General features: G+C 50.4%; 19 protein-coding genes. 1 reads left to right on the top strand and 18 read right to left on the bottom strand.

The window, feature by feature from the left end:
* Nucleotides 1-17: 17 nt before the first annotated feature.
* Nucleotides 18-1142, bottom strand: a complete 1125-nt coding sequence (locus MKY59_RS13000; protein ID WP_339277932.1) for an FAD-binding oxidoreductase — start codon at nt 1140-1142, stop codon at nt 18-20.
* Nucleotides 1143-1235: 93 nt separating this feature from the next.
* Nucleotides 1236-1847: a TetR/AcrR family transcriptional regulator C-terminal domain-containing protein gene (locus MKY59_RS12995; protein WP_339277931.1), complete on the bottom strand. Its 612-nt coding sequence runs from the start codon at nt 1845-1847 to the stop codon at nt 1236-1238.
* Nucleotides 1848-2117: 270 nt separating this feature from the next.
* On the opposite strand from MKY59_RS12995, the gene MKY59_RS12990 reads away from it, so the two are divergent.
* Entirely contained in the window at nt 2118-3572 is a 1455-nt protein-coding gene (locus tag MKY59_RS12990; protein ID WP_339278382.1) for a DHA2 family efflux MFS transporter permease subunit, read from the top strand.
* Nucleotides 3573-3907: 335 nt separating this feature from the next.
* Here MKY59_RS12990 and MKY59_RS12985 read toward each other — a convergent pair whose 3' ends face one another.
* From MKY59_RS12985 to MKY59_RS12910, 16 genes are all read right to left on the bottom strand, one after another.
* Nucleotides 3908-4666 (bottom strand): ABC transporter permease, encoded by a 759-nt coding sequence (locus tag MKY59_RS12985; protein ID WP_339277930.1) that lies wholly within the window; start codon nt 4664-4666, stop codon nt 3908-3910.
* Entirely contained in the window at nt 4663-5412 is a 750-nt protein-coding gene (locus MKY59_RS12980; protein ID WP_339277929.1) for an ABC transporter permease, read from the bottom strand. The genes MKY59_RS12985 and MKY59_RS12980 overlap by 4 nt, the downstream gene beginning before the upstream one ends.
* Nucleotides 5409-6122 carry an ATP-binding cassette domain-containing protein gene (locus MKY59_RS12975; protein WP_339277928.1) on the bottom strand — a complete coding sequence of 238 codons (714 nt, stop codon included), beginning with the start codon at nt 6120-6122 and terminating at the stop codon, nt 5409-5411. The genes MKY59_RS12980 and MKY59_RS12975 overlap by 4 nt, the downstream gene beginning before the upstream one ends.
* A gap of 92 nt (nt 6123-6214) precedes the next feature.
* The gene (locus tag MKY59_RS12970) at nt 6215-7225 is read right to left on the bottom strand and encodes a HAMP domain-containing sensor histidine kinase (protein ID WP_339277927.1); all 1011 of its coding nucleotides are present in this window, start codon (nt 7223-7225) and stop codon (nt 6215-6217) included.
* Complete coding sequence (locus MKY59_RS12965) at nt 7222-7899, bottom strand: response regulator transcription factor (RefSeq protein ID WP_236416837.1); 678 nt, start codon at nt 7897-7899, stop codon at nt 7222-7224. The genes MKY59_RS12970 and MKY59_RS12965 overlap by 4 nt, the downstream gene beginning before the upstream one ends.
* A 221-nt stretch (nt 7900-8120) precedes the next feature.
* Entirely contained in the window at nt 8121-8528 is a 408-nt protein-coding gene (locus tag MKY59_RS12960; protein WP_339277926.1) for a hypothetical protein, read from the bottom strand.
* Entirely contained in the window at nt 8529-10538 is a 2010-nt protein-coding gene (locus MKY59_RS12955; protein WP_339277925.1) for a glycosyl hydrolase 115 family protein, read from the bottom strand.
* Nucleotides 10539-10670: 132 nt separating this feature from the next.
* Complete coding sequence (locus tag MKY59_RS12950; RefSeq protein WP_339277924.1) at nt 10671-11051, bottom strand: hypothetical protein; 381 nt, start codon at nt 11049-11051, stop codon at nt 10671-10673.
* A 187-nt stretch (nt 11052-11238) separates the two neighbouring features.
* Nucleotides 11239-11697, bottom strand: coding sequence for a hypothetical protein (locus MKY59_RS12945; protein ID WP_339277923.1), 459 nt, complete (start codon nt 11695-11697; stop codon nt 11239-11241).
* An 18-nt stretch (nt 11698-11715) separates the two neighbouring features.
* Entirely contained in the window at nt 11716-13713 is a 1998-nt protein-coding gene (locus MKY59_RS12940) for a S9 family peptidase (RefSeq protein WP_339277922.1), read from the bottom strand.
* A 42-nt stretch (nt 13714-13755) separates the two neighbouring features.
* Nucleotides 13756-14688, bottom strand: a complete 933-nt coding sequence (locus MKY59_RS12935; RefSeq protein ID WP_339277921.1) for an ABC transporter permease — start codon at nt 14686-14688, stop codon at nt 13756-13758.
* Nucleotides 14689-14703: 15 nt separating this feature from the next.
* The gene (locus MKY59_RS12930; RefSeq protein ID WP_236416825.1) at nt 14704-15621 is read right to left on the bottom strand and encodes an ABC transporter permease; all 918 of its coding nucleotides are present in this window, start codon (nt 15619-15621) and stop codon (nt 14704-14706) included.
* A gap of 432 nt (nt 15622-16053) precedes the next feature.
* Nucleotides 16054-17622 carry an ABC transporter substrate-binding protein gene (locus MKY59_RS12925; RefSeq protein WP_339277920.1) on the bottom strand — a complete coding sequence of 523 codons (1569 nt, stop codon included), beginning with the start codon at nt 17620-17622 and terminating at the stop codon, nt 16054-16056.
* A 15-nt stretch (nt 17623-17637) separates the two neighbouring features.
* The gene (locus MKY59_RS12920) at nt 17638-18831 is read right to left on the bottom strand and encodes a M20 family metallopeptidase (protein WP_339277919.1); all 1194 of its coding nucleotides are present in this window, start codon (nt 18829-18831) and stop codon (nt 17638-17640) included.
* A 6-nt stretch (nt 18832-18837) separates the two neighbouring features.
* On the bottom strand, nt 18838-19578 hold the full coding sequence (locus tag MKY59_RS12915) for a FadR/GntR family transcriptional regulator (protein ID WP_236416822.1): 741 nt from the start codon (nt 19576-19578) through the stop codon (nt 18838-18840).
* Between the two features lie 169 nt (nt 19579-19747).
* The gene (locus tag MKY59_RS12910; protein ID WP_339277918.1) at nt 19748-20974 is read right to left on the bottom strand and encodes a PLP-dependent aspartate aminotransferase family protein; all 1227 of its coding nucleotides are present in this window, start codon (nt 20972-20974) and stop codon (nt 19748-19750) included.
* Nucleotides 20975-21267: the final 293 nt, after the last annotated feature.

Below are 21267 nucleotides of genomic sequence, written 5' to 3'. Positions count from 1 at the left end.
TACAAAGTACGATGCATTCAGTCCATCGCTTGGGCCGGATCGTAGTCGCTCCAGTCGATGTCCGTTTTCGCCCCCAGCACCCATTTCGCGAGCTGACTGCCAATAAACGGCCCCATCGTTAAGCCCGAAGCGCCAAGCCCGTTCCCTACGACGAGTCCTTCCCATCCCGGGATCGGCCCCATGACAGGCAGAAATCCCGGCGTAAACGGACGGAAACCGACCCGGACTTCCTGTAAGGCTGCATCAGCCAAACCGCTTGCGATGTCCAGTCCTTTATTCAGCACTTCCTGCATGCCTGCAGCCGTGACCCGGGTATCATATCCTTCAACATCATTTTCGTGCGTAGCCCCGATGACGATTTTACGTTGGTCAAATGCAAGCAAATATTGATCCGATGGCGGCATGACGACAGGCCAATTTCCGGTATCCTGGTTGTCGTCCGTCAGTATGAAGTGCATGATCTGTGCTTTCTGATAATGAACCTTAAACGTAATGCCCAGCGGCTGCATTAAGGCTTTCGCCCATGCACCGGCGCAAACAATGACTTCGTCTGCCGCATAAAAATCTTCGCCGACCCTTACGCCCGAAACGCGATTGGATTCATGCTGAATGACCGCGTCTCCTTCGATCATCGTGGCACCTCCGCGCTGCGCGGACCGAAGCAATGCATCGCGCAGGGCGCGTCCATCCACGCGAGCCGCCCCACCGATGAACACGGACCGATACCCTTCCGACAGCAGCGGGAACCGTGCCAGCGTTTCGGCTTCATCAAGCATGGCAATGTCTCCGATTTCCGGCGCATCTTGTTTGCGCGCTGCTGCCCGTTCTTCCATTTTGACGAGCTTATCCCTGTCGTGATGAATGCTGAGTGCGCCTACCCTGGCGTAGCCTGTGTCCGTTTCTCCCTCTGCCTGCAATTCCTCGATCAATCCCGGATAAAAACCTGCCCCCGCTTTGGCTAACCGATACCATTTTTGATTTCGCCGCTGGGAAACCCATGGGCAGATGATGCCTGCGGCAGCATCTGTGGCCTGTCCCTTCTCCCTGCGGTCCACGATGAGCACGTCCGCTCCCATTTTGACCAACTGATATGCGGTCGATGCTCCCAAAATTCCTGCTCCGATGACGATGACTTTCTTCATGACTGCATTCCCTTCCTGATTTGCATATCTGTCCATTATACATCATACATCAAATGGCTTGCATCGTGCCGTGACCTCACTGGTTTCTCACATCTAAATCAACTCTTGAAAGGGATGGGAGCGAATCAGCGAAAACTGCTTGGCCAAAAAGTGCGGCGAGTAAGGCATGTCGTTTTTTAACCACGCTACTATCGTTCCGATCAAAGCAGCCGATCCATACCAGACCGCAACCTCTTCATGAATGCCTGCTTTCGCAAGTTTGCGCTCACCGCCCATGCTTTCGATTTTGGATCGGACCAGCGTGCTTAACAGCTTCAACAAACGATCCGTAAAAACAGGGGTGCGTTTGGTCGCCAGCACCACTTTATAGAAGGAAGACTGCTCGGCGAAATGCTCCAGCAACTTCACCAGCACCGGCCACGGATCACTTGGTTTCTCAGGCCCTTGGCCCTCTTGAAGCGAATGCTCCAGCACGATCCCTTCGATGTTTTCGATCATTTCGTCGGCCATCTTCTCCATCATGTCCGTTATATCGCGATAATGCAGGTAGAACGTGACCCGATTGATGGTTGCCCGCTCCGCGATCCGGTTCACGGACAGCTTCTCGATATCCATCTCCTGCAGCAGTTCCACAAACGCTTCGCGAATCAATTGCCGCGTTCGTATGATTCGCGGATCGGTCGCGGACTTCTTTTTGTGTGTCATTGGCAAATCTCCTTTATTTTGAAAGATTACAATTTTAATTAATCAGTCGATTATTTTAAACTTATGCAACAGTATGTCGTTTAAATGTAAATTAAACAACAGCTTTGTGCAAATGCGTCAATTGTAATTCAGAAGAATATGTATATAATTCAATAAATACAATGTCAACTATACAACACGTTGTAAATTTAGTCACGAAGATTGAAAGGATGGAATGGATTGAGCCAGACAGAACTACAAAATGTAAAAAAAGGACCCATACTGTTCATCATGATTTTGGGCGCATTTTTGGCCACTTTGAATCAAACCTTGATGAGCGTTGCCACGCCGGAGCTGATGAACGACTTCGGCATCACGGCAGCCGTAGCGCAATGGCTCACAACCGGCTACATGCTGGTGAACGGCGTGCTCATTCCGATCACGGCCTATTTCATGCAGCGTTTTTCGACGAGACAGCTTTTTCAGGCGTCGATGCTTATCTTTTTGGTCGGAACGATCGTATCGGCCATCGCGACCAACTTTGGCACATTGCTGACAGGACGCATGATTCAGGCCGCAGGCGCGGGCATTATCATGCCGCTGCTGACGCATGTCATTTTGACGCTCTTCCCTCCCGAAAAACGGGGAGCCGCCATGGGCATGGTCGGATTCGCCATTATTTTCGCCCCGGCCATCGGGCCTACGCTGGCAGGTTACATTCTTGAAAACTACGCATGGGAAACGATGTTTTACGGCATGATCCCATTGACGCTCGTCGTCATCGTATGTGGATTCATTTATTTGAAAAACGTATCCGAACGCATCCGCACCAAGCTGGATACGCTCAGCGTTCTATTTTCCACCATCGGTTTCGGCGCCCTGTTGTACGGATTCAGCCAAGCTGGCAGCCTCGGATGGTCGAGCGGTGAAGTGCTTGGTTTCATTGCAGCCGGCGTAGTAGCCCTCGCGCTGTTTACTTGGCGTCAGCTCACATCGGAATCGCCTTTGCTGGACCTGCGGGCATTCAAGTACAACATGTTCTCGCTGACAACGATCATCAGCATTGCCATCACGATGGTCATGTATGCCGACATGATGCTTCTGCCGCTGTACCTGCAGAACGCTCGCGGTTACACCGCGCTGGAATCCGGTTTGCTGCTGCTGCCGGGCGCACTTGTCATGGGATTCCTGATGCCGGTCACCGGCAGACTGTTTGACCGTTTCGGCGCAAAATGGCTGTCCGTGATCGGAATGGTGATCGTCATTGTCACGACGCTTGGATTTATCGATTTGACGGATTCGACAAGCTATACCTACCTTGTATTAATGTCTACCGGACGGCGGATCGGTATGGCGTTGCTGCTGATGCCAATCCAAACGGCGGGCTTGAACCAACTGCCTGCACGATTGAATGCGCACGGCACGGCGATCTCGAATACGATCCGACAAGTGGCCGGCGCCGTCGGTACGTCCTTGCTCGTCAGCGTGATGACCAACCGTGCTGCCACCCATTTCAAAGACATGATGGCAGAAGGTGCAGCTCAGGCAGCCAATCAGCAGCAGATGATGACCAATTCGATGATTCAAGGCATCAACGACGCCTACATCGTAATTATCGGTATATCCGCAGTCGCTCTGGTGCTGTCATTCTTCATCCAACGCACGAAGCCTGCACAGGAAGAAGAGGCCCCTGCAAGAGCGGGACAACAACCTGTAGGCAAAAAAGTTCAGCTGAACTCCAATTAAATTTGATTGGCAGCCAGCTATACGTTTGCAGCACAAACAGCGGCAGCTCCGACGAACCGTTTCGTCAGAGCTGCCGCCTTTTTGATTCACCGCACCGTATTGGAATTAGCCCACCTACAATTCGGAGCAGCGTACTTTTTCCAGAACGATTGTTCCGCCCTTACAATCATATAATCTCCTATGCTTCCGAAGCAGCTTTCTTTCAGAAAGCTTTTAGACCGCTTCGCTTCTCCAGATTCTTTCTGCCCTCTTCGTTATCGTGTAAATTTCCGGTTCAACCTATATAGTACCTCCGTTGTCATTGGTGCACCACCTTGATTTGATGAATTTTAAAATTAGGCATCTCTTTTACAGTAAAACACAATAGCTACTGTAATAAAGAACAGTGTCCATAACATTGAAATGCCTGCGCCTTGCATGGGTGTGAGGACATTTATTTCATCAGAGAATGACGGCATATACATATAATATCCTGCCGTATCGGGAAAATAATTTCTAAGGCTAGATGGATAATCACTCATCAATGGACTGACAACGTAATAATAACCAAGCATAATGACTAATGCAGGAGTGGTTCGTCTCAATACAGCTCCCATAGCTGAACTAAGAAGTGTAGTTAATGTTAAATAACCTGTTGCACCTATTACCGTTTTTATTATGGTGTCTATCTCAATCACTGCTACCGTGTCTCTCATCATAATAAAAGTATATAGCACACCTGATGCAACCATAATAAACGCCGCAGGAATGGTTATAATGCCCAATGCCAGATGCTTCGCGAATAATTGAGCCCCCCGCCAAGGCATCGTAGTTAAGGTAGTTCGGATCTGGCCACCAGCATACTCGGAACAAGCAGCTAAGATCCCCAGCATAACAAATCCTGCTTGAAGATATCCCATAGAAGAAAAACCTATATTCAGCAAACTTTGCGTCCCTGCTGCCCCTTGTAGACCAATTGAAGTAAAAGCCGCGGCTAAAACTAAATTAAGAATGAATGTGCCCATAAGAGTGAGCCATGTCATGGGTAATGTTAGTAATTTGTCCAGTTCAGCACCAAGAATTAAGGGTATCTTTTTACTAGAAGGGACACTCATGCTGCAACGTCCCTCCTAAGGAATACAATAGCTGCAACAATGAAAAGAACGATAACCCAAGCAAGCATGACTAACCCGCCTGTAAACGGGGTGAGAAATCTGTCGCTCATAAACATAAACATTTCAAGGCCAGCCCGATCCGGTAAGTATAACGCCAACTTTGTAACCTTAGAAAGCAGGAAACTGAATGATACAACGGATGTGTTTATGATGAGCACAGCCAGCGGAATCATGCCATTCTTCGTTAGAACAGCAATCCCAAAAGCCAAAAGAGCAGTGAGTATCCAGTAACAAACTACACCGATCAGTTTAGACCATTCAAATACAGGGGTATATTCACCAAGAATAAGATGTGTGGCCGACAACGTTGTTATAATAGCAACAATACTAAAAAGTATGCTGATTACTGTCACAGCCCCCGCTTTTGCCAGCAATACATAAAGCCGGGATGAAACAACCGTTAAACTTGTTGTTATCTGTTGTCCTCCACCAGATTCGCTGCTCTCTGTCAAATACTCGCTGCTGACGGCAAGCACACCTAGAATAATGACACCTTGCACACCAAGACCTAATCCAATAAAGCCAACTTCCGATAGCCTTGTGCTGACTCCGGCAATAATCTCTTCTTTTTGTGCTGTACTGTCCAGGGCAGCAATGACCGCTGGGGCAAATGCTCCAATAAGAAAGGCAAGCCAAATGCCCGGCAGAGAGAACAATTTAGACAGTTCCGCGTTGAATGCTCTCATACAACGACACCTGCTTTGTCAGATGTCAGGGCAAAAAAGGCTTCCTCCAGCGTCGAATGAAAACCTATTACTTCTTTCAATGTTCCATCTGCAACGATTTTTCCATGCTTAATAATCACCACATCATCAACCGTCTCTGCAAGCTCTCCCATTAGATGACTGGATAGTAACACCGTGTTTCCAGACTCCGCACGTTCACGTAAAAACGTCCGAATCCAGCGAATTCCTTCCGGGTCGAGCCCGTTTACGGGTTCATCCAAAACCAATATTTCGGGATCTCCGAGCAGTGCAGCTGCCATTCCAAGTCTTTTCGCCATACCAAGGGAATAACTCCCAACTCGTTTGCCCGCCGCATTAGTAAGACCCACGATTTCCAGAACTTCCTCGACACGTGAGCGTGGCAATCCTGCAGCACGAGCAATCCAACGTAAATGGGCCCGTCCTGTTCGCCCGCGATGAGCTCCAGATCCATCCAGTGCGGCGCCTATTGTTGCTAGAGGATGATGTAATTCAGCGAATGGCTTGCCATGAATTAGTGCATTCCCCGAGGTTGCACGGTCTAATCCAAGCAGGATGCGAAGTGTAGAGCTTTTTCCTGCTCCATTTGGGCCTAAAAAACCGGTTACTCTACCCGATCTGGCTGTAAAACTGATACCTGATAAGATTTCATGAGTCCCGCGATGTTTGACGAGATTATTAAATGTAAGCAACCATAACACTTCCTTTCTGTTATGGTTCTAAGTATAAAGAGGCAAAGTTACATCCCGGTTATTCTGCTGTTTACTTCTGGGTTAACTTTAGGTTACGCTCTACCAATAGCTACACTTGTGCCATTTTCATTGGATGTAAAGTCAGCTTTCAGCTTCATTTTTTCCAACATATAATTTGAAGTTGATAAACCAATTCCCGCCCCACGCCCATAGGAAGAATGATCCATACCCGGACCTCTGTCTGCAATAATGATCCGTTCTTTTTCTACGTCAACAGCAATGTTTACATACTTCCCCTCTGCGGCATGGCGAATAACATTCTGAAACAAATTATCCAGAACCCGTGTCATCCACGAAGGATCTGTTTCCCAATAAAAAGTTTCGTCTGCTGGTAAATCAACATCGAGCTGAATTTCTTTTTCTTCAAATACAGGATACCACGCAGCAACAGAAGCCCTTACTAAGCGCCCAATATCTGTTGAAACGGGGCCAAAAGGATGTTTTCCTGATGTAAGCAATGTATAGGTCAGTAAATCATCCATTAGATCTCCGACTCTTGTAATCGTATGGTTGATCTCTATTAACGAGTTTTGCCCTTCTAGACTCATGGATTCTTGATTTAATCTGGTGACGTGTCCGCGCAAAATGGTAAGCGGCGTTCGTAAATCGTGAGATAAATTCGCAATCAGCCGATGTCGTAACAACTCCTCTTCATATTCTCGTTTTCGACTGTCTTCAAGCTGCTGAATCATCCAATTAAAAGAGCTTCCTAACTGGTCTATCTCATCCATACGATCCGCTTGAACAGATAGGGGTTTAGGGAATGAGTTATTTTTAGCTGAAGATGACATGACTTCCTGTAAACGAGCGAGACGTTTTTGAAGTTTCATAAAGAACACCCAAGATAAGATCACAAATGCGACCATAATAAAACCAAACAATAGCACCGAAACGTAAAACAGATTTAATGCATTTACATTTTTTTCATGAGTACTTGAAACACCGAAAAACGCACTGATGAAAATAAGCATCATCGGAGGGAAAAAGATAAATAGAAAATGCACTTTTAGAAATCGACGAAATAATGATTTGTTTTGCTTCATAATTTCACCCGATATCCTATACCCTTCAACGTCTCAATGATCTCCGGGGAATCGGGATGACGTTCCAACTTTTGACGCAGTCGGTGGATATGCACCATTAATGTTTTATCACCCGTTATATAAGCTTCTTCCCAAATCGCTTCATAAATTTGTTCTTTGGGTAAAACTTGATTGGGGTGCCGTAAAAAGTACATTAAGATTTGATGCTGTTTCCCCGTCAATATAATTTCTTCACCTGTCCGCTTGTCAAATATCATTTGACCTTCCGGATCGACTTCAATCTGATTCCCTAACGAAATGCGTTCGGAACGTATTCCGCCACTTCGACGGGTTAATACTTCCAATCTTGCAACTAATTCATCCATATGGAAGGGCTTCGTTACATAGTCATCCGCAAATTGTAAACCGTCTACCTTATCATCTATGGATGTTCGAGCAGATAACAGCAAAATAGGGACATCAGGAGCTGCCTTTTTCAATCGTTTTCCCACCGTAAATCCGTCTATACCGGGTAACATGATATCCAAAATAACGATTTCATGCTCATGAACTTCTTTTTCGGCTCCTTCCCCAGAAAGCAGCCACTGAACCGAGAATCCTCGCTGTTCCAATTCTTCCTTTACCCAACTGCCGATCTTCTCGTTATCTTCAATATATAAAATGTTTCTTTTCAAGTAACATCCCTCTCTCTAAATGCAGTCCATTATAAGACAGATTAACACAATTCAAAAAATGCTATCCAGTTAACTCCATTTATTCGACGGATTGTCAAGCAAGTGCGAGGCAAGGTCTTCATCCTTCACCCAAGCGAATGTATGAGTCTTATAATAAAAAAAAGACACACTCGATTCGTAGAATGTGTCTCCTTCGCATATATCGTATTCTTTATAAAAAATTAACCTTCAGGAACAGACTTGTATAAAGTATATCTCTGATTCTCATTTGAATATACATATTCAGGATGAGCTACAGAGCGATACAATTTGGTACCCGGAGGCAATACAGAAGCCATACCTTCCTGAAACTTTTTATTTTTTTGATAATTCATAGATATTTCTCCATAGGAGGTCGTTTTGACGGACTTAAACTCTTCTTCATTAACGACCTTAACCTTTTTATATAGGATCGACTCCATTATAAAAATATCGCTATTATTGTCTTCTTTCATCACGCTCTGAGCCATTTGTTCGGTAGCGCTAGTTTCGGATGTACAACCAATTATGCTTAATGACATTACAGTAAATAATAAGATCAGGTATGCATATTTGGATAACATCTCTCTCCTCCATTCAAAATGATTCAATCACCCTTCTCCCTTCGCTTTCATCGCCTCATATAATTCCTCATTGGTCAGATGATTTTCGAAGTTGGTAATCAGGATGACGTTTCTGTCTTCGGGAGCATACAGCACTTCTCGCTGCCATCTGAAAAAATGCGGCCCCTCCCCCACGTTGCGCACAACGCCCATCAGGATGCCGAGCCAGTAGGCCGTCTGCTTGACGTCCGTCAGGCAATCATTGTAGTAAAAGCCTTGCCAATGACCGTGTTCCCGGTCGCGCATAGCCTGGTCCGCTGCTTCGTACGCTTCCTTGGACTTGCCCAGCTCGTAAAAGGCAGCCATGTAATTGTTCTCGCAGTAACGCTCGAATGCGCGGCAAAAGGCAGATCCGCCTTGGGCAAACTCGTAATACATTCGATATTGCAGCCCGATGCTTTCGTCCAGCAACCTTTGGTTCGATACTTCTTGCCTCACCTGATGCGTACGAGACAAGGCCTCCCCGTACTGCTCCAGCGCCTGTTCACATATCCGTGCATACCAGGACACCTGTTCGGCAAAGCCTTGTTCAGGACATGCCCAGCGCATGCCTTCGACAGCACTTTGCGTATCTGATCGCAGCCATTGCGACAGCAGCTGCCGGGTCGTGTAATTGTAAAACTGGTCTCCGCAGCCTTCATCCGGATGATCCCCGTATCTCGGTGCACAGGATGCGTAGGCATCGAATAATTCGGCAATGCCTCCGTTCTCGCCTGCAAAATAATCATTCACGTATCGCTCTGGATACGATGCCGTGTCCACGTCTCCTTGGGACCATAACTCCGCGATCGCCTGCAGCGTATACACATGAGGTTTTACGTTGGAGCAGTTTACGATGATGAATTCACGTACACCGCGCTGCCTCGCATTAACTAACTCGTCCCGCACCATCGCCAGAGAATTGGGCAGCATCGTCATGTGGCTGGCCGCCTGCAGATCATAGAACGAGGCGTGATAATACACGCCATGCGCTTCTCCTTGGCGATCCTCAGCCGGGAGCGCAACAGGCCTTGCATTGACGCCATGTTGACGGCGGGCGACCATTTTGCCGTATCCGTTATCTCCCCAGATTTTAATCGTATCGTCTGCAATGCGGAGGTGCCCCTGTTGATAAAGTTCAACCATTTCCCCGTACAAATTTGTGCAAAATACCGGATGGTCAACGTGCTTCTGCACAATCAAACGTTGCTCCTCCATGATCGAACCAATCAGCTCCCCCCGGCTCCGATCGGTCGCATATCTTTCGTCATCCAGCCAGAACGGACGGTCCCCCTGCCCGCGAAAACCGATGTTCCAGACCACTTTCTTGTTCCGCTGCCTCAGCACCCCTTCTTCCCACAACTGCCTGAACAGGTCGGGATGTTCCGCATACGAAGGATTCAGGTCGGGATAGGCCCGCAAAAACATTTCCGCACCGAGCGGTTCCGCATGGTGATGGGTGATCCACAAGCCCATGTCGGCGGCCAGATCGGAGTATATTTTGGCATTGTGGTCGGTGCCGGGGATAACGAGATTGCCGCCTAACCGGAGCAACGTTTCCATGACCATTTCCCAAGGCTTTTCTTTGCTCCCCTCCAGTGTCCAAGCGTGAAGCAGAACTTCATCGTTCACAAACCAGCCCCTGAAGCGATACGCCGCGGCCGAAGAACAGATCGTGGTTTCGTCGATCGACCTGGCCTCTCTTTTTTCAAACATCTGATCATTCCAAAACCACAACGGCTGAATGCCGAGATACTCCCGGCTGATGTAATTCAATGCGTAAATGCATCCCAATTCATCCGCAACCCGTATATCCATCCGGCGATCTTTCACTTCAATGATATAAGCTTCTTCATTCAAGCTGTCATCGCGACTAATCCGGATTGAATCCGAGGAACCCGGTTCGGTCTCCCCTGCCATCGTCATGCCCAAATCGCGATAAAATCGTCGGATGGCCCGTTCCACCGGCCTGGAGTCCAGATCGCTATGTATTTTCGTCTGTGCCGTCAAGGTAAACATGCTGTGTTTCCTCCTATTCGAAGAATTCGCTCTAGGAAGAGTAAAGCATACGGTCATCGCGGTGACCATGGAATAAACCGTGGTCATTGTGCTTATTTCAGTGATAAACCGATTGCTGCCAGGCGGAAACGTCTAGGGAATATACGCTTCCGCCACCTCAACGATCTTTTTGCCGCCGATCACTTGGTACTTTACGTCGATTTCACTTCCTTTTTGGAAACGGGGTACCGCCAGCACGGAAATGTAGGTTTCCACCACGGCGTCGAAGCTGCTTTCGTTATCCGGCGTCACCGTAAGATCCATACGCACACCTGGCCTGCCGTCCATGCTGGATGAAGTTTCGGCAATATGCCGAATAACTGCCTTAGCCGGAATTCCGCCCAGCAAAATCTCTTTTCGCCGTTTCAGCTCTCCCTGTTTCGCGCGAATCGTGTTCATCACCACCAAGATCGTAATCAAACCCGTAATGCTTCCGAAAATGACCACCAGTATCGAAATGAACACCGCCAACATCGTTTTCCCCTTTCGTGCATGGATTTCTCCCAACACTTCTCGTTATTCCCGCTCAATTCCTGCAAACATTAAGAGCATCGCAAAACACTGCCATAAGGCCGCTCCTCCCTAAAAAAAGGCCTCAAACTCTTCATCATGCTGATGTTGAGTTGAGGCCTTGTAGCGTACGGCTTAACCTGCCGTTTGATCAACCAAATTTCAGGCGAATACCTGCCAAGCGGACCCCGTCCGTTGCGGCATCGTTTTGTTCCGCTTCTTCGTACACGTCCCATTGTCTGCCCACGAGGGTTCTCAGCACGCCGATTTCTTCCCGGGTCAAACGGACATGCTGCAGAGCAAGGCCGGTTTCGACGAAATCGCGATCAACCTTTCGGTCAAACCTGAAATCCAGTAGACGTTTCACACCATTAATATGCAAAAACTTGAATTCGTATCCTTCGCGAATCGCCTTTTCCCAATCTTCGCCGATCTCTGCTGCCGTATCGAGCCGGGGTTCGAGATCCATCGCAGGCTCTTTGATCTTGGGCAGCAATGGATCGAAATCCTTGCGCCGCAAGCAATCGATGATGACTTCGACCGGCTCGCCGCTTGTCAGCACATTTTCCACAAGCAAGCCGACCGGAATCGACAACTGCGTCAAACTCATGTTCATTCTCCCCCTTCTTTAGAGATACTGGCTGAACCAGGCATTGACCTGTTCAAAGCTGTCCACCCGCAAAGAAGGTTTGCCGCTCTTCAGCAGGGAATGATTGGAACCCGGGTAGCGGATAAGCTTGGTCACTTTCCCCTGCCGTTTGAGGGTCGTGTACAATTCTTCCGCCTGACTGACCGGCGTACGGTAGTCCTGCTCCCCATGCATGATCAGCAGCGGCGTTTCGATGTTGTGCGCATGCGCGAGCGGCGAGCGGGACCACAACATGTCCGCGTGTTCGGTCGGATTGCCGCCGATGACACCTTCGACATACGAAATGCCGATGTCGCTCGTTCCGTACATGGACAGCCAATTGGAGATGCTGCGCTGTGTGACCGCAGCCTTGAAACGGTTCGTGTGTGCCACGATCCAGTTGGTCATCACCCCGCCGTAACTGCCGCCGGCAACGCCCAACCGGGTATCGTCCAAGACATCATACTGGGCCAACGCAACATCCACGGCTTCCAGCAAATCATTGCAGTCTCCCCCGGCAAAATCTCCCCGGCAAGCTTTCGCAAATTGCTGGCCGTATCCCATGCTGCCGCGAGGATTGACCATCAACACCGCGTACCCTTGTGCAACGAGCGTCTGCATTTCATGGCTGAACACCCCGGTGTACATCGCATGCGGCCCCCCGTGAATCTGCAAAATAAGAGGAACCTTCGCTCCTGCTTCCCGCTGTTCCGGCAATAGCAGCCATCCTTGTATCCGCCATCCGTCCGATGAAACGAATTCGATCCGTTCAGGCTTGTTTACTTGGAGCTGGTCCATAAGTTCGTCGTTATGGTGCGTCAGCCGGGTTTCTTGCCCGCTTTTCAGATTAAGGGCGTATAGCTCGCCCGGACGTTCATCCGTCAATGCGGCGAACAGGAGCGTTTGACCGTCCGATGAAATCGCGTACTGATATACATCCCGTTCCCCGCCGAGGGTAACCGCTTCGGCTGTTCCATCTGCTCCGATTCGGTACACGTCTACGGTGCCGTCATGCGTTCCCAGCACATACATGGATGCGCCGCCGTCTCCCGCTGCCATCTGCGGAGAGGGCGAAGCGCCGGCGGATTTCATGTCGCCCAGCGCCGCGTTGCCGAGCTGCATGTCCAGCCCCGGCGCAACCGGCGTCGGCTGCCCTCCGGCGCTTGGCACCTCGTACAGCCGGTTATGGCTTCCGCTGCCGAATTCACGGTCGCTGGCCAGCAGCATCAGACTTTCACCATTAGGCGTGTACGCAAATTGGCTTATCAGCAGGCTGGAATCAGTGACCTTGCGCGGCTCCCTTTCTCCAGGCCGGATCGTGTATACATCCGCAAAATAGAGCAAATCGGCATCCAGCGAAGCATCTTCAACCTGCTTGGAGACAAAAGAAATTTCGGTCCCGTCCGGCGACCAGACCGGTGAACTCACATTCCAGGAACCGGCGGTGAGCTGGGTAATGGCATCATTTTCGATATCGTATACGAACAAATGGCTGTACAATCCGTCCCACCAGCCTGAGCCTTCCGCCTTCGGCGTGGTGCGCTCATACACCTTTCCTCGCAATGGCACTGTTTTGGAGCTTTCGGCATCCGTGCCTGCCGAATCTTTCTGTACCTTGCTCGTAAAGGCAATATGCGTGCCCGCCGGAGACCAGGCATATTGCAATATTTTGCGTTCCGGTGCGACGAGCCTCTTCGGCTCTATGCTATCGGCATCCACAGGAATAACCCACAGGCCCTTTCCGCCTTCTTCCAAACGCAAAAATGAAAGCATGCTGCCATCCGGTGACCAAGAAGGCGACGAATCCTTCATGCCTGCGGTCACGGCTGTATCTTCCGAACCATCCAACAAGATGGTGCGAATATGGGTTTGATATTCGTTCTTTTCCCGATCGATGGTCTGCTGCACGTAGGCTGCCCGCCCACGAATGCTGACGACAGGATCGGTGACCCAGCGGTATGCATACAAATCCTCCGGGGTAATCGGCCGTTTGTTCATTTCCGTTGCTCCTCTCCGCAATGCGATGTAATTCTGCCCGAATCATTTTTCCGTTTTGTCTGTGCGAGGATCAAGCATGTCGCGCAGCCAATCCCCAAGGAAGATGACGCCGAGTACGGTGAATGTGATGGCAAGTCCGGGGAACGTTGCCACCCACCAGCTCGTAGCTACATATTGCCGACCATCGCTAAGCATCCCGCCCCACGAAACGTCAGGCGGTTTAATGCCCATCCCCAAAAAGCTGAGCGAAGCTTCCGCAATAATGGTCGTGCCCACGTTCATACCCGCGATCACGATAAAGGAAGAAAGAATGTTCGGCACGATATGTTTGATGATCAGCCTGCCGTTACGTGCGCCTATTGCTTTGGCCGCATGCACGTAATCCCTCTCCCGGATGCTGAGCACTTCGCTTCGCACGACACGGGTATATGCGACCCAGTTGGTGACGCCGATGACAAAAATCAGCGTGGTCAAACCCTGACCGACGATCGCCATCACCACCAACATGAACAAAATGGTCGGAATAGCCATGAACGCATCTCCGACACGCATGATGACCGCATCAACCCATTTGCCGTAAAATCCGGACAGAAGGCCAAGCACCGCGCCGATGAAGCCGGAAACGAGCACGGCGCCCAGGCCGACGATCAATGAAACGCGGGCTCCGTATACGATGCGGGTCCACATATCCCGGCCCAAATTGTCCGTGCCGAGCCAATATTCCGATGAACCGCCATCCATCCATACCGGAGGTTTCAAACGTTTGAGCGGATCGACGGCCGCCGGATCATGCGACGATATCAAAGGTGCGCAGACCGCCGTCAACAATACGATTAAAACGATGACAGCCCCTACCATTCCCGTCTTGCTAACCCATAGTTGTCTCCAGATGTATCGGAACCCGCTGGAAGCGGGCAAACCTTTCTCCACCGCGGCTTCCGGGCCCTGCACCTGCATTTCGTTGCCTTCTGTCATGGGAATGCACCTCCTTTAGTCGTATTTGATCCGCGGATCAAGCAGTCTATAGACCACGTCCGTCAAAATATTGGTGAGCACCACGATCAGTGCGATGACGAATACGGCGGCTTGCACAATGGCCATGTCATGCGTATTGATGGCAACGACCAGCAATTGTCCCAATCCCGGCCATGAAAAAACGGTTTCCGTGATAAGCGTACCGCCGATCAGGCTCGTAAACTGCAAGCTCATAATCGTCACGACCGGAATAAGCCCGTTCCGGAAAGCATGTTTGCCGATGACAACGATGCGCGCCAGTCCTTTGGCACGTGCAGTGCGGATGTAATCCTGGCTCAAAATTTCCAGCATGCTGGACCGGATCAGCCGTGTCATCTGCGCGGCAAGACCGATGCCGAGCGTGAACGCGGGCAAAATCAGATGGGAAAATCCGCCTCGACCGGATACCGGCAGAACCCCCCACATAACCGAGAACAGCAGGATCAGCATGATTCCCATCCAGAAGTTGGGCATCGCCTTGCCGATGACCGACAACCCCGAAATGACAAGATCCGTAAACGTGTTCCGTTTGACTGCGGATGCAACCCCCAGCGGAATCGCCAGCAAGACGGCAAAAATCATCGCCGCCACGGCCAGCTCGAAACTGGCCGGCAATCTCTCCAACACCAGCTGCAGCGCAGGTTCCCCATACCGGAAAGACTCGCCGAAATCCCCCTGCAGCGCATTGCCGAGGAATTTTACATATTGCGTGTACAAAGGCTGGTCCAACCCCAGCGCTTTTGTCAGTACCGCACGATCCTCGGCGGTGGCCGTCTCGGGCAGCATCAGGGCGACCGGGTCGCCCGTAACCCTTACCAGAATGAACACGATAAGGGAAACGATGAACAGTACCGGTATGACCTGCAGCAAAGACTTCAATACGTATTTCCCCATTCCCCGTTCACCTCCAATAAACCAAAATCACTCATTTACCACCATGCTTCAAGTCGAGCATCATCAGAAACCACTCTCATGAAACCAAATCACCTTCCTATATACACCGCAAAAAACATACACACGTTAACGGAGAGCCGGAACCCATCTGAAGAAGCGAAGCGATCCACAAGCTTTCTGAAAGAAAGCTGCATCGGAAGCATACGCTGTTCACCGGATTTCCCCTCTGAAAAAAGGGGATCGAAAAAATCTGGGGACAAGCGAAACGCGATTCAGAAGATGGTTCTCCACTCGCAGTGGCCTTGTGTGATTGATTCGTCCGGTTTATATAGGATGTATTTCTTAATATGAAGAAAGAACGGCAGGAACCTGATCTTTCCGTCCCTGCCGTTCACGGCCGATCCTTGCCTGGACAGGTCATTCTGTCCGACGTTACTGAGTCACAGGTGTAATCTCATCGGCGTAGAACATCTCGTCTTTGCGCGGTTCGAAGTTCACGCTTGCGCTTGTTCCGTACACGCCTTCCATCTGGTACAGATATACGGCCGGACGGTCTTCCGCAAAAATTTGCTGTACTTGCTGGTACTCTTTTTCGCGCGATGCCGGGTCCATATTCACGAGCGCGGATTGCAGCAATTTCTCGACTTCCGGATTGTTGTAATCCGATTCGCCTTTGGCTTCTTCAAGCATGTAACGATTGTAGTTGTTCGAAGCGTCGAACAAGGAATTTCCGATACCGATCATGAAAATCTCTTTGAACGACTTCGAGCTGTAACGTTCGCTGAAAGCGCTTGGCTCAAGCACGTCCAGATTGATTTTGAAGCCGACTTGCTCCAGCATCGCCGCCACAACTTCAGCCTGCTCTTTGTACTGGGAGGAAACCGAAATCGTCATTTCTGCTTCGCCTTCGGCATAACCTGCTTCTTTCAACAGCTGTTTAGCCTTCTCTTGATCATAGAGGGATGTCTGGTACAACGATGGGTCTGCACCGAAGTTGCCCGGTGTTACGGAAGTGCGGGTAACGACGCCTGCGCCTCCGGCGATGCTATCGACAATACCTTGTTTGTCGATGGCGAGTTCGACAGCCTCACGCACTTTCGGATCTGCGGTGATCGTTCCTTCCGTTTGGCGGAAGATCAACTGCAGTACGCGCTGGATCGGTGCTTTGACGATTTTTTTGTCCGCTTCGCCTTCGATGCGCGCAATGTCCGTGGATGGAATCGAAGCAGCCACATCGACGCCGCCAGCAAGCAGCTCGGATACCCGCGTTGAGGCCTCTGGAACGACGCGGAATACAACCTGATCCCATTTCGGCGTGCCATCAAAGTAATTTTCGTTTTTGACAAGCTCGACACGGTCGTCTTTCGTCCATTTGCTGAACTTGTATGGGCCTGTGCCGACCGGATTTTTCAGGAAAGCATCGAAGCCGTTATCCTGAATGTATTTGGCAGGCAGAATGCCTGCACCCATTTTGGACAAACGGTTCAGCAGCAGCGGGTCAGGACCGTCTGTAACGATGTCGACAGTGTGCTCGTCCACTTCCTTCACTTCAACAATGTTTTTGAAGTAGCTGTTTTGTTTCAGCGTTTCGTCTTTAGCGACACGTTCGATCGTGTATTTCACGTCAGCCGATGTGAACGGATCTCCATTATGGAACGTAACGCCTTCACGAAGCTTGAATCTCCACGTGGTATCGTTCACTTGCTCCCATGACGTTGCAAGACCGGGAACCTTGTTCTGGTTGCTGTCATTTTTGAGCAGATAATCGAACACGTTGACCAGTACCGCTTCACTGGCCGTGTTGTTGTTGTTGTGCGGATCAAAACTCTCGATGTCCGTAGGCGTCGCAATCGTCAGCGTTTTGCTGGATGCGCCGCTCTCACTGCCCTTTTCGGTTCCGGTTGCCGTCGTTCCGCTTCCGCTTTGCCCGCTGCAAGCACTGAGCACCAATACAACTGCGAGTAATGTCAACCACATGCTTGCCCAAGTTCTCTTTTTCATGTTGCCTGCTCCCCCTTATTGATTCGTATGTTTTTCCAAAAAGCGAAGTGCTACTGCCGACAGCATACCCACGCCATATGGCATGACCGATTCGTCGAGATCGAACATCGGATGGTGAAGCGGATAACGCGTCCGCTCTTCTTCGTTGCCCGAACCAAGCCTGAAGAATACGCCCGGAACCTGCTCGCAATAGAAGGCAAAATCCTCGCCGCCCGTGGAAGGCACGATGCTGGTCCAGCCTTTGGCCCAATCCAAGCCGTCGATCGTTTCCGTCAGAAAATCAACCATGCCCACATCATTCACGACGACCGGGTAACCGTCGCCGTACACTACTTCATGCCCTGCGCCGAACGAGCTGCAGACCCCGCTGACCACTTGCTCGATCAAGGCTGGCATTCGTTCGCGCAGAGCCGGAGACAATGTACGAACCGTGCCGATCATCTCGACTTCCGGGGCAATCGCCGTTCCCATGTATCCGCCGTTGATTTTGCCGATCGTTACGACGACAGGCTCGAGCGGGTCCACCAAACGGCTGGCGATGTTTTGCAGCGCCGTGATTACTTGCGCGGATACCGCAATCGCGTCGATGCCTTCATGCGGTCTTGCCGCATGTCCGCCTTTGCCGAAGATTTTGATGACCAGACGGTCTGCCGAAGCAAAAGCAACGCCCCGGCTTACGCCCACGGTGCCCGTATCCATGCCAGGCGTCATGTGAAGGCCCGCAATCGCGCTTACCTTTGGATTTTCCAGCACGCCATCATGGATCATGGCACGTGCCCCCGCAAGACCTTCTTCAGCAGGCTGGAATACAAATTTGATGTTGCCCGCTTTGGGCTTCCCAAGGCTCGTAAGCAGCTCCGCCGCTCCCATCAGAATGGACGTATGGGCATCATGCCCGCACAGGTGTGCTTTGCCTTCGATCTGAGAGCTATATTCCGCGCCTTTCAGATCCTGGATCGGCAGTGCATCCATGTCCGCTCTCAGTGCAATGGTTGGTCCGTCTGTTTCTCCGCGGAGCACACCAACGACGCCGGTTTTGCCTACATTACGGGTGACTTCCAGCCCTAAACGCTCCAAATGCTCGGCTACGATGGACGACGTCCTTACCTCTTCATAACCGATTTCCGGATTGCGGTGAAAATCCCGGCGCCATTCGGTAAGGCGCGGCTGCAGCGCCTGCGCGAGTTCGATCAATTTTGCTTGTTCCATTGCTTGTCAATCCTTTCCTGTAGGTTCCGTTGCGTTCAATCGGGCATAAATGGCATCCGCAGAGGATTCGATATGTTTCTTCATCGTATCGCGAGACCGTATCGGATCATGAGCTTTCAACGCTTCCAGGATGTCCATATGTATGCCGTGGTTCAGGGAACGAATCCGGTCATCGTAAGGCATCAAGTCCAAGGCCGGATTGATTTTGGTCCGGATCTCGCGAACCGCTCGCTCTATGTACGGGTTGCCGGACGCTTTCGCGATCGCCAAATGGAATTTGACGTCCAGCGCCCGAAACCATTCACGCGAGCAATCGGGTTCCCTGCTCTGCATCACGTAGCCTTCCAGCACTTCCAGCTCGCCTGCGGTGATCCGCTCAGCAGCCAGAAATGCGCCTTCAGGTTCGACGAGCGTGCGGTACTCGAATACGTGCAGCATTTGTTCCCAGTCACGCATGATTTCTTCTTTGGTTCTTTTATGCGCGTTAGCCGTAATAGGCAGAACAAACGTGCCTCCTTTGGCGCCGACCCGCTTTTCGATCAATCCTTTTGCTTCCAGCGCGGCTAACGCTTCGCGAACGGTAATACGGCTCGCGTTAAAGATTTCGGCCAGCTCGCGTTCGGACGGAAGTTGGTCCTCACCCATGATTTCCTTGAGGATAATCGCTTCCTCCAACTGCTCGCGAATAAATTCACTGACCTTTTTCGCAGATACTTTCTCGAACTGGAAAGTCAGCTGACCCTGCATATCAACACTCCGATCGATATAATGTCTAAACCTTATACCATTAAACGTTATACTCATACTATAATTCCGAGTAAACACATATGCAATAGTTTTTTTCAAAAACATGCACGTTCCAACGAATAAACACGTCATTCGACAACAAAAAGAGCTCAAATCCCCTCTTTTTCCCCTATTGGCCGGTTAATGCTGTTGTCTCTCCCCCTGTGATCAAACCCGCCAATGATTCCAGCGCTTGGCGCAGGTCTGCAATGATATCCGAAGGATCCTCCAACCCGACGGACAGTCGAATGAGGCCATCCGTTATCCCAAAACGCAGCCGCTCGTTCTTCGGAACAGAAAAATGGGTCATGGTGGCCGGATGCTGCACCAATGTTTCTGGATCGCCCAGGCTGAACGAAATCATCGCCAGCTTTAGCGCATTCATGAATGTTTGGGCTTCCTGAATACCGCCCTCTACTTCAAAAGACACGATGCCCCCCATCCCGTCCATCTGCAATTTGGCGAGTTCGTGCTGGGGATGGCTGGGCAGACCCGGGTAATGGAGCGCCCGCACCCGAGGATGGCTCTGCAGAAATTCCGCAACCTGGCGGGCATTTTCGCAATGCGTGCGCACCCTCAGACCCAGCGTTTTGAGCCCTCTCAGAATAAGGAATGCTTCCCACGCATTCAGATTTTGACCCAAATCGCCGGAGATCCGTTTGCGGATAAAATCGATGACTTGACTCGTACCTACCACGAACCCGGCCACGACGTCGCCATGCCCGTTCAAATATTTGGTGGCACTGTGCACGACGACATCGGCACCAAGCTCCAACGGCCTTTGCAGGTACGGCGTCATAAACGTATTGTCCACGATCAAGGGGATGCCTCTCGACTTGGCCACGGCGGCGATCCCACGCAGGTCAAGAACCGTCAGCAGCGGATTGGAAGGCGTTTCGACGTAAATCGCTTTGGTGTTGGGACGAATGGCCGCTTCCAGCGCCTTCACGCTGCAACAATCCGCGAAATCGTGTTGGATTCCAAAGCGAGGTCCCATCTGCGTGATAAAATTATAGGTGCCCCCGTAAATGTCCTTCGTGACGACGACATGATCCCCATGCTGGAGAAAAGCAAGCAGCACGGACGATATTGCAGCCATGCCGCTGCTAAGGCCGATCGCATCCTCGCCGCGTTCCATATAGGCGATCTTCTCTTCCAGCGAACGCGTCGTCGGATTGCCGTACCGGCCATAGTACGTGCCATCCATCTGCCCGGCGACAACGGCCGCAGCCGTTTCCGCATCGGGAAAAGCGTATGCCACGGCAGGCACAACCGGCTGCGAGACTGCTCGCGTTGCACGATCCGGCTGATGCCCCACATGTACGGCAGCCGTATCGAATCTCCACTCTTTTTGCATGAAATCTCTCCATTCCAATGTTTAATGCTTCACGTTTAACGATTCACCCGAACTACAGTATATGGTATAAACCTTAAACCATTTATATTTGTATTGTTTCTCAATATATAGGTTCGGTTATTTTACGTCAATAACATTAACGCAATTTTGAAATTCAAATGAAGATAAGACATTACAACGCGATAAAAGTTAGATTATGTCACACCAGATACGAAACCAAAAACGAACAAGCCGACGGCGTGAGTGCTGCGCCGTCGACCTGTCCGATTTTCCAGCGGATTAAATTGTGCCAT

Origin of the sequence: Paenibacillus sp. FSL W8-0426, from assembly GCF_037969725.1 — a bacterium.
In the GTDB taxonomy this organism is placed as follows: Bacteria; Bacillota; Bacilli; order Paenibacillales; family Paenibacillaceae; genus Paenibacillus; species Paenibacillus hubeiensis.
Note: the sequence above shows the minus strand (reverse complement) of the source record. Positions and strands in the feature narration are given on the sequence as shown.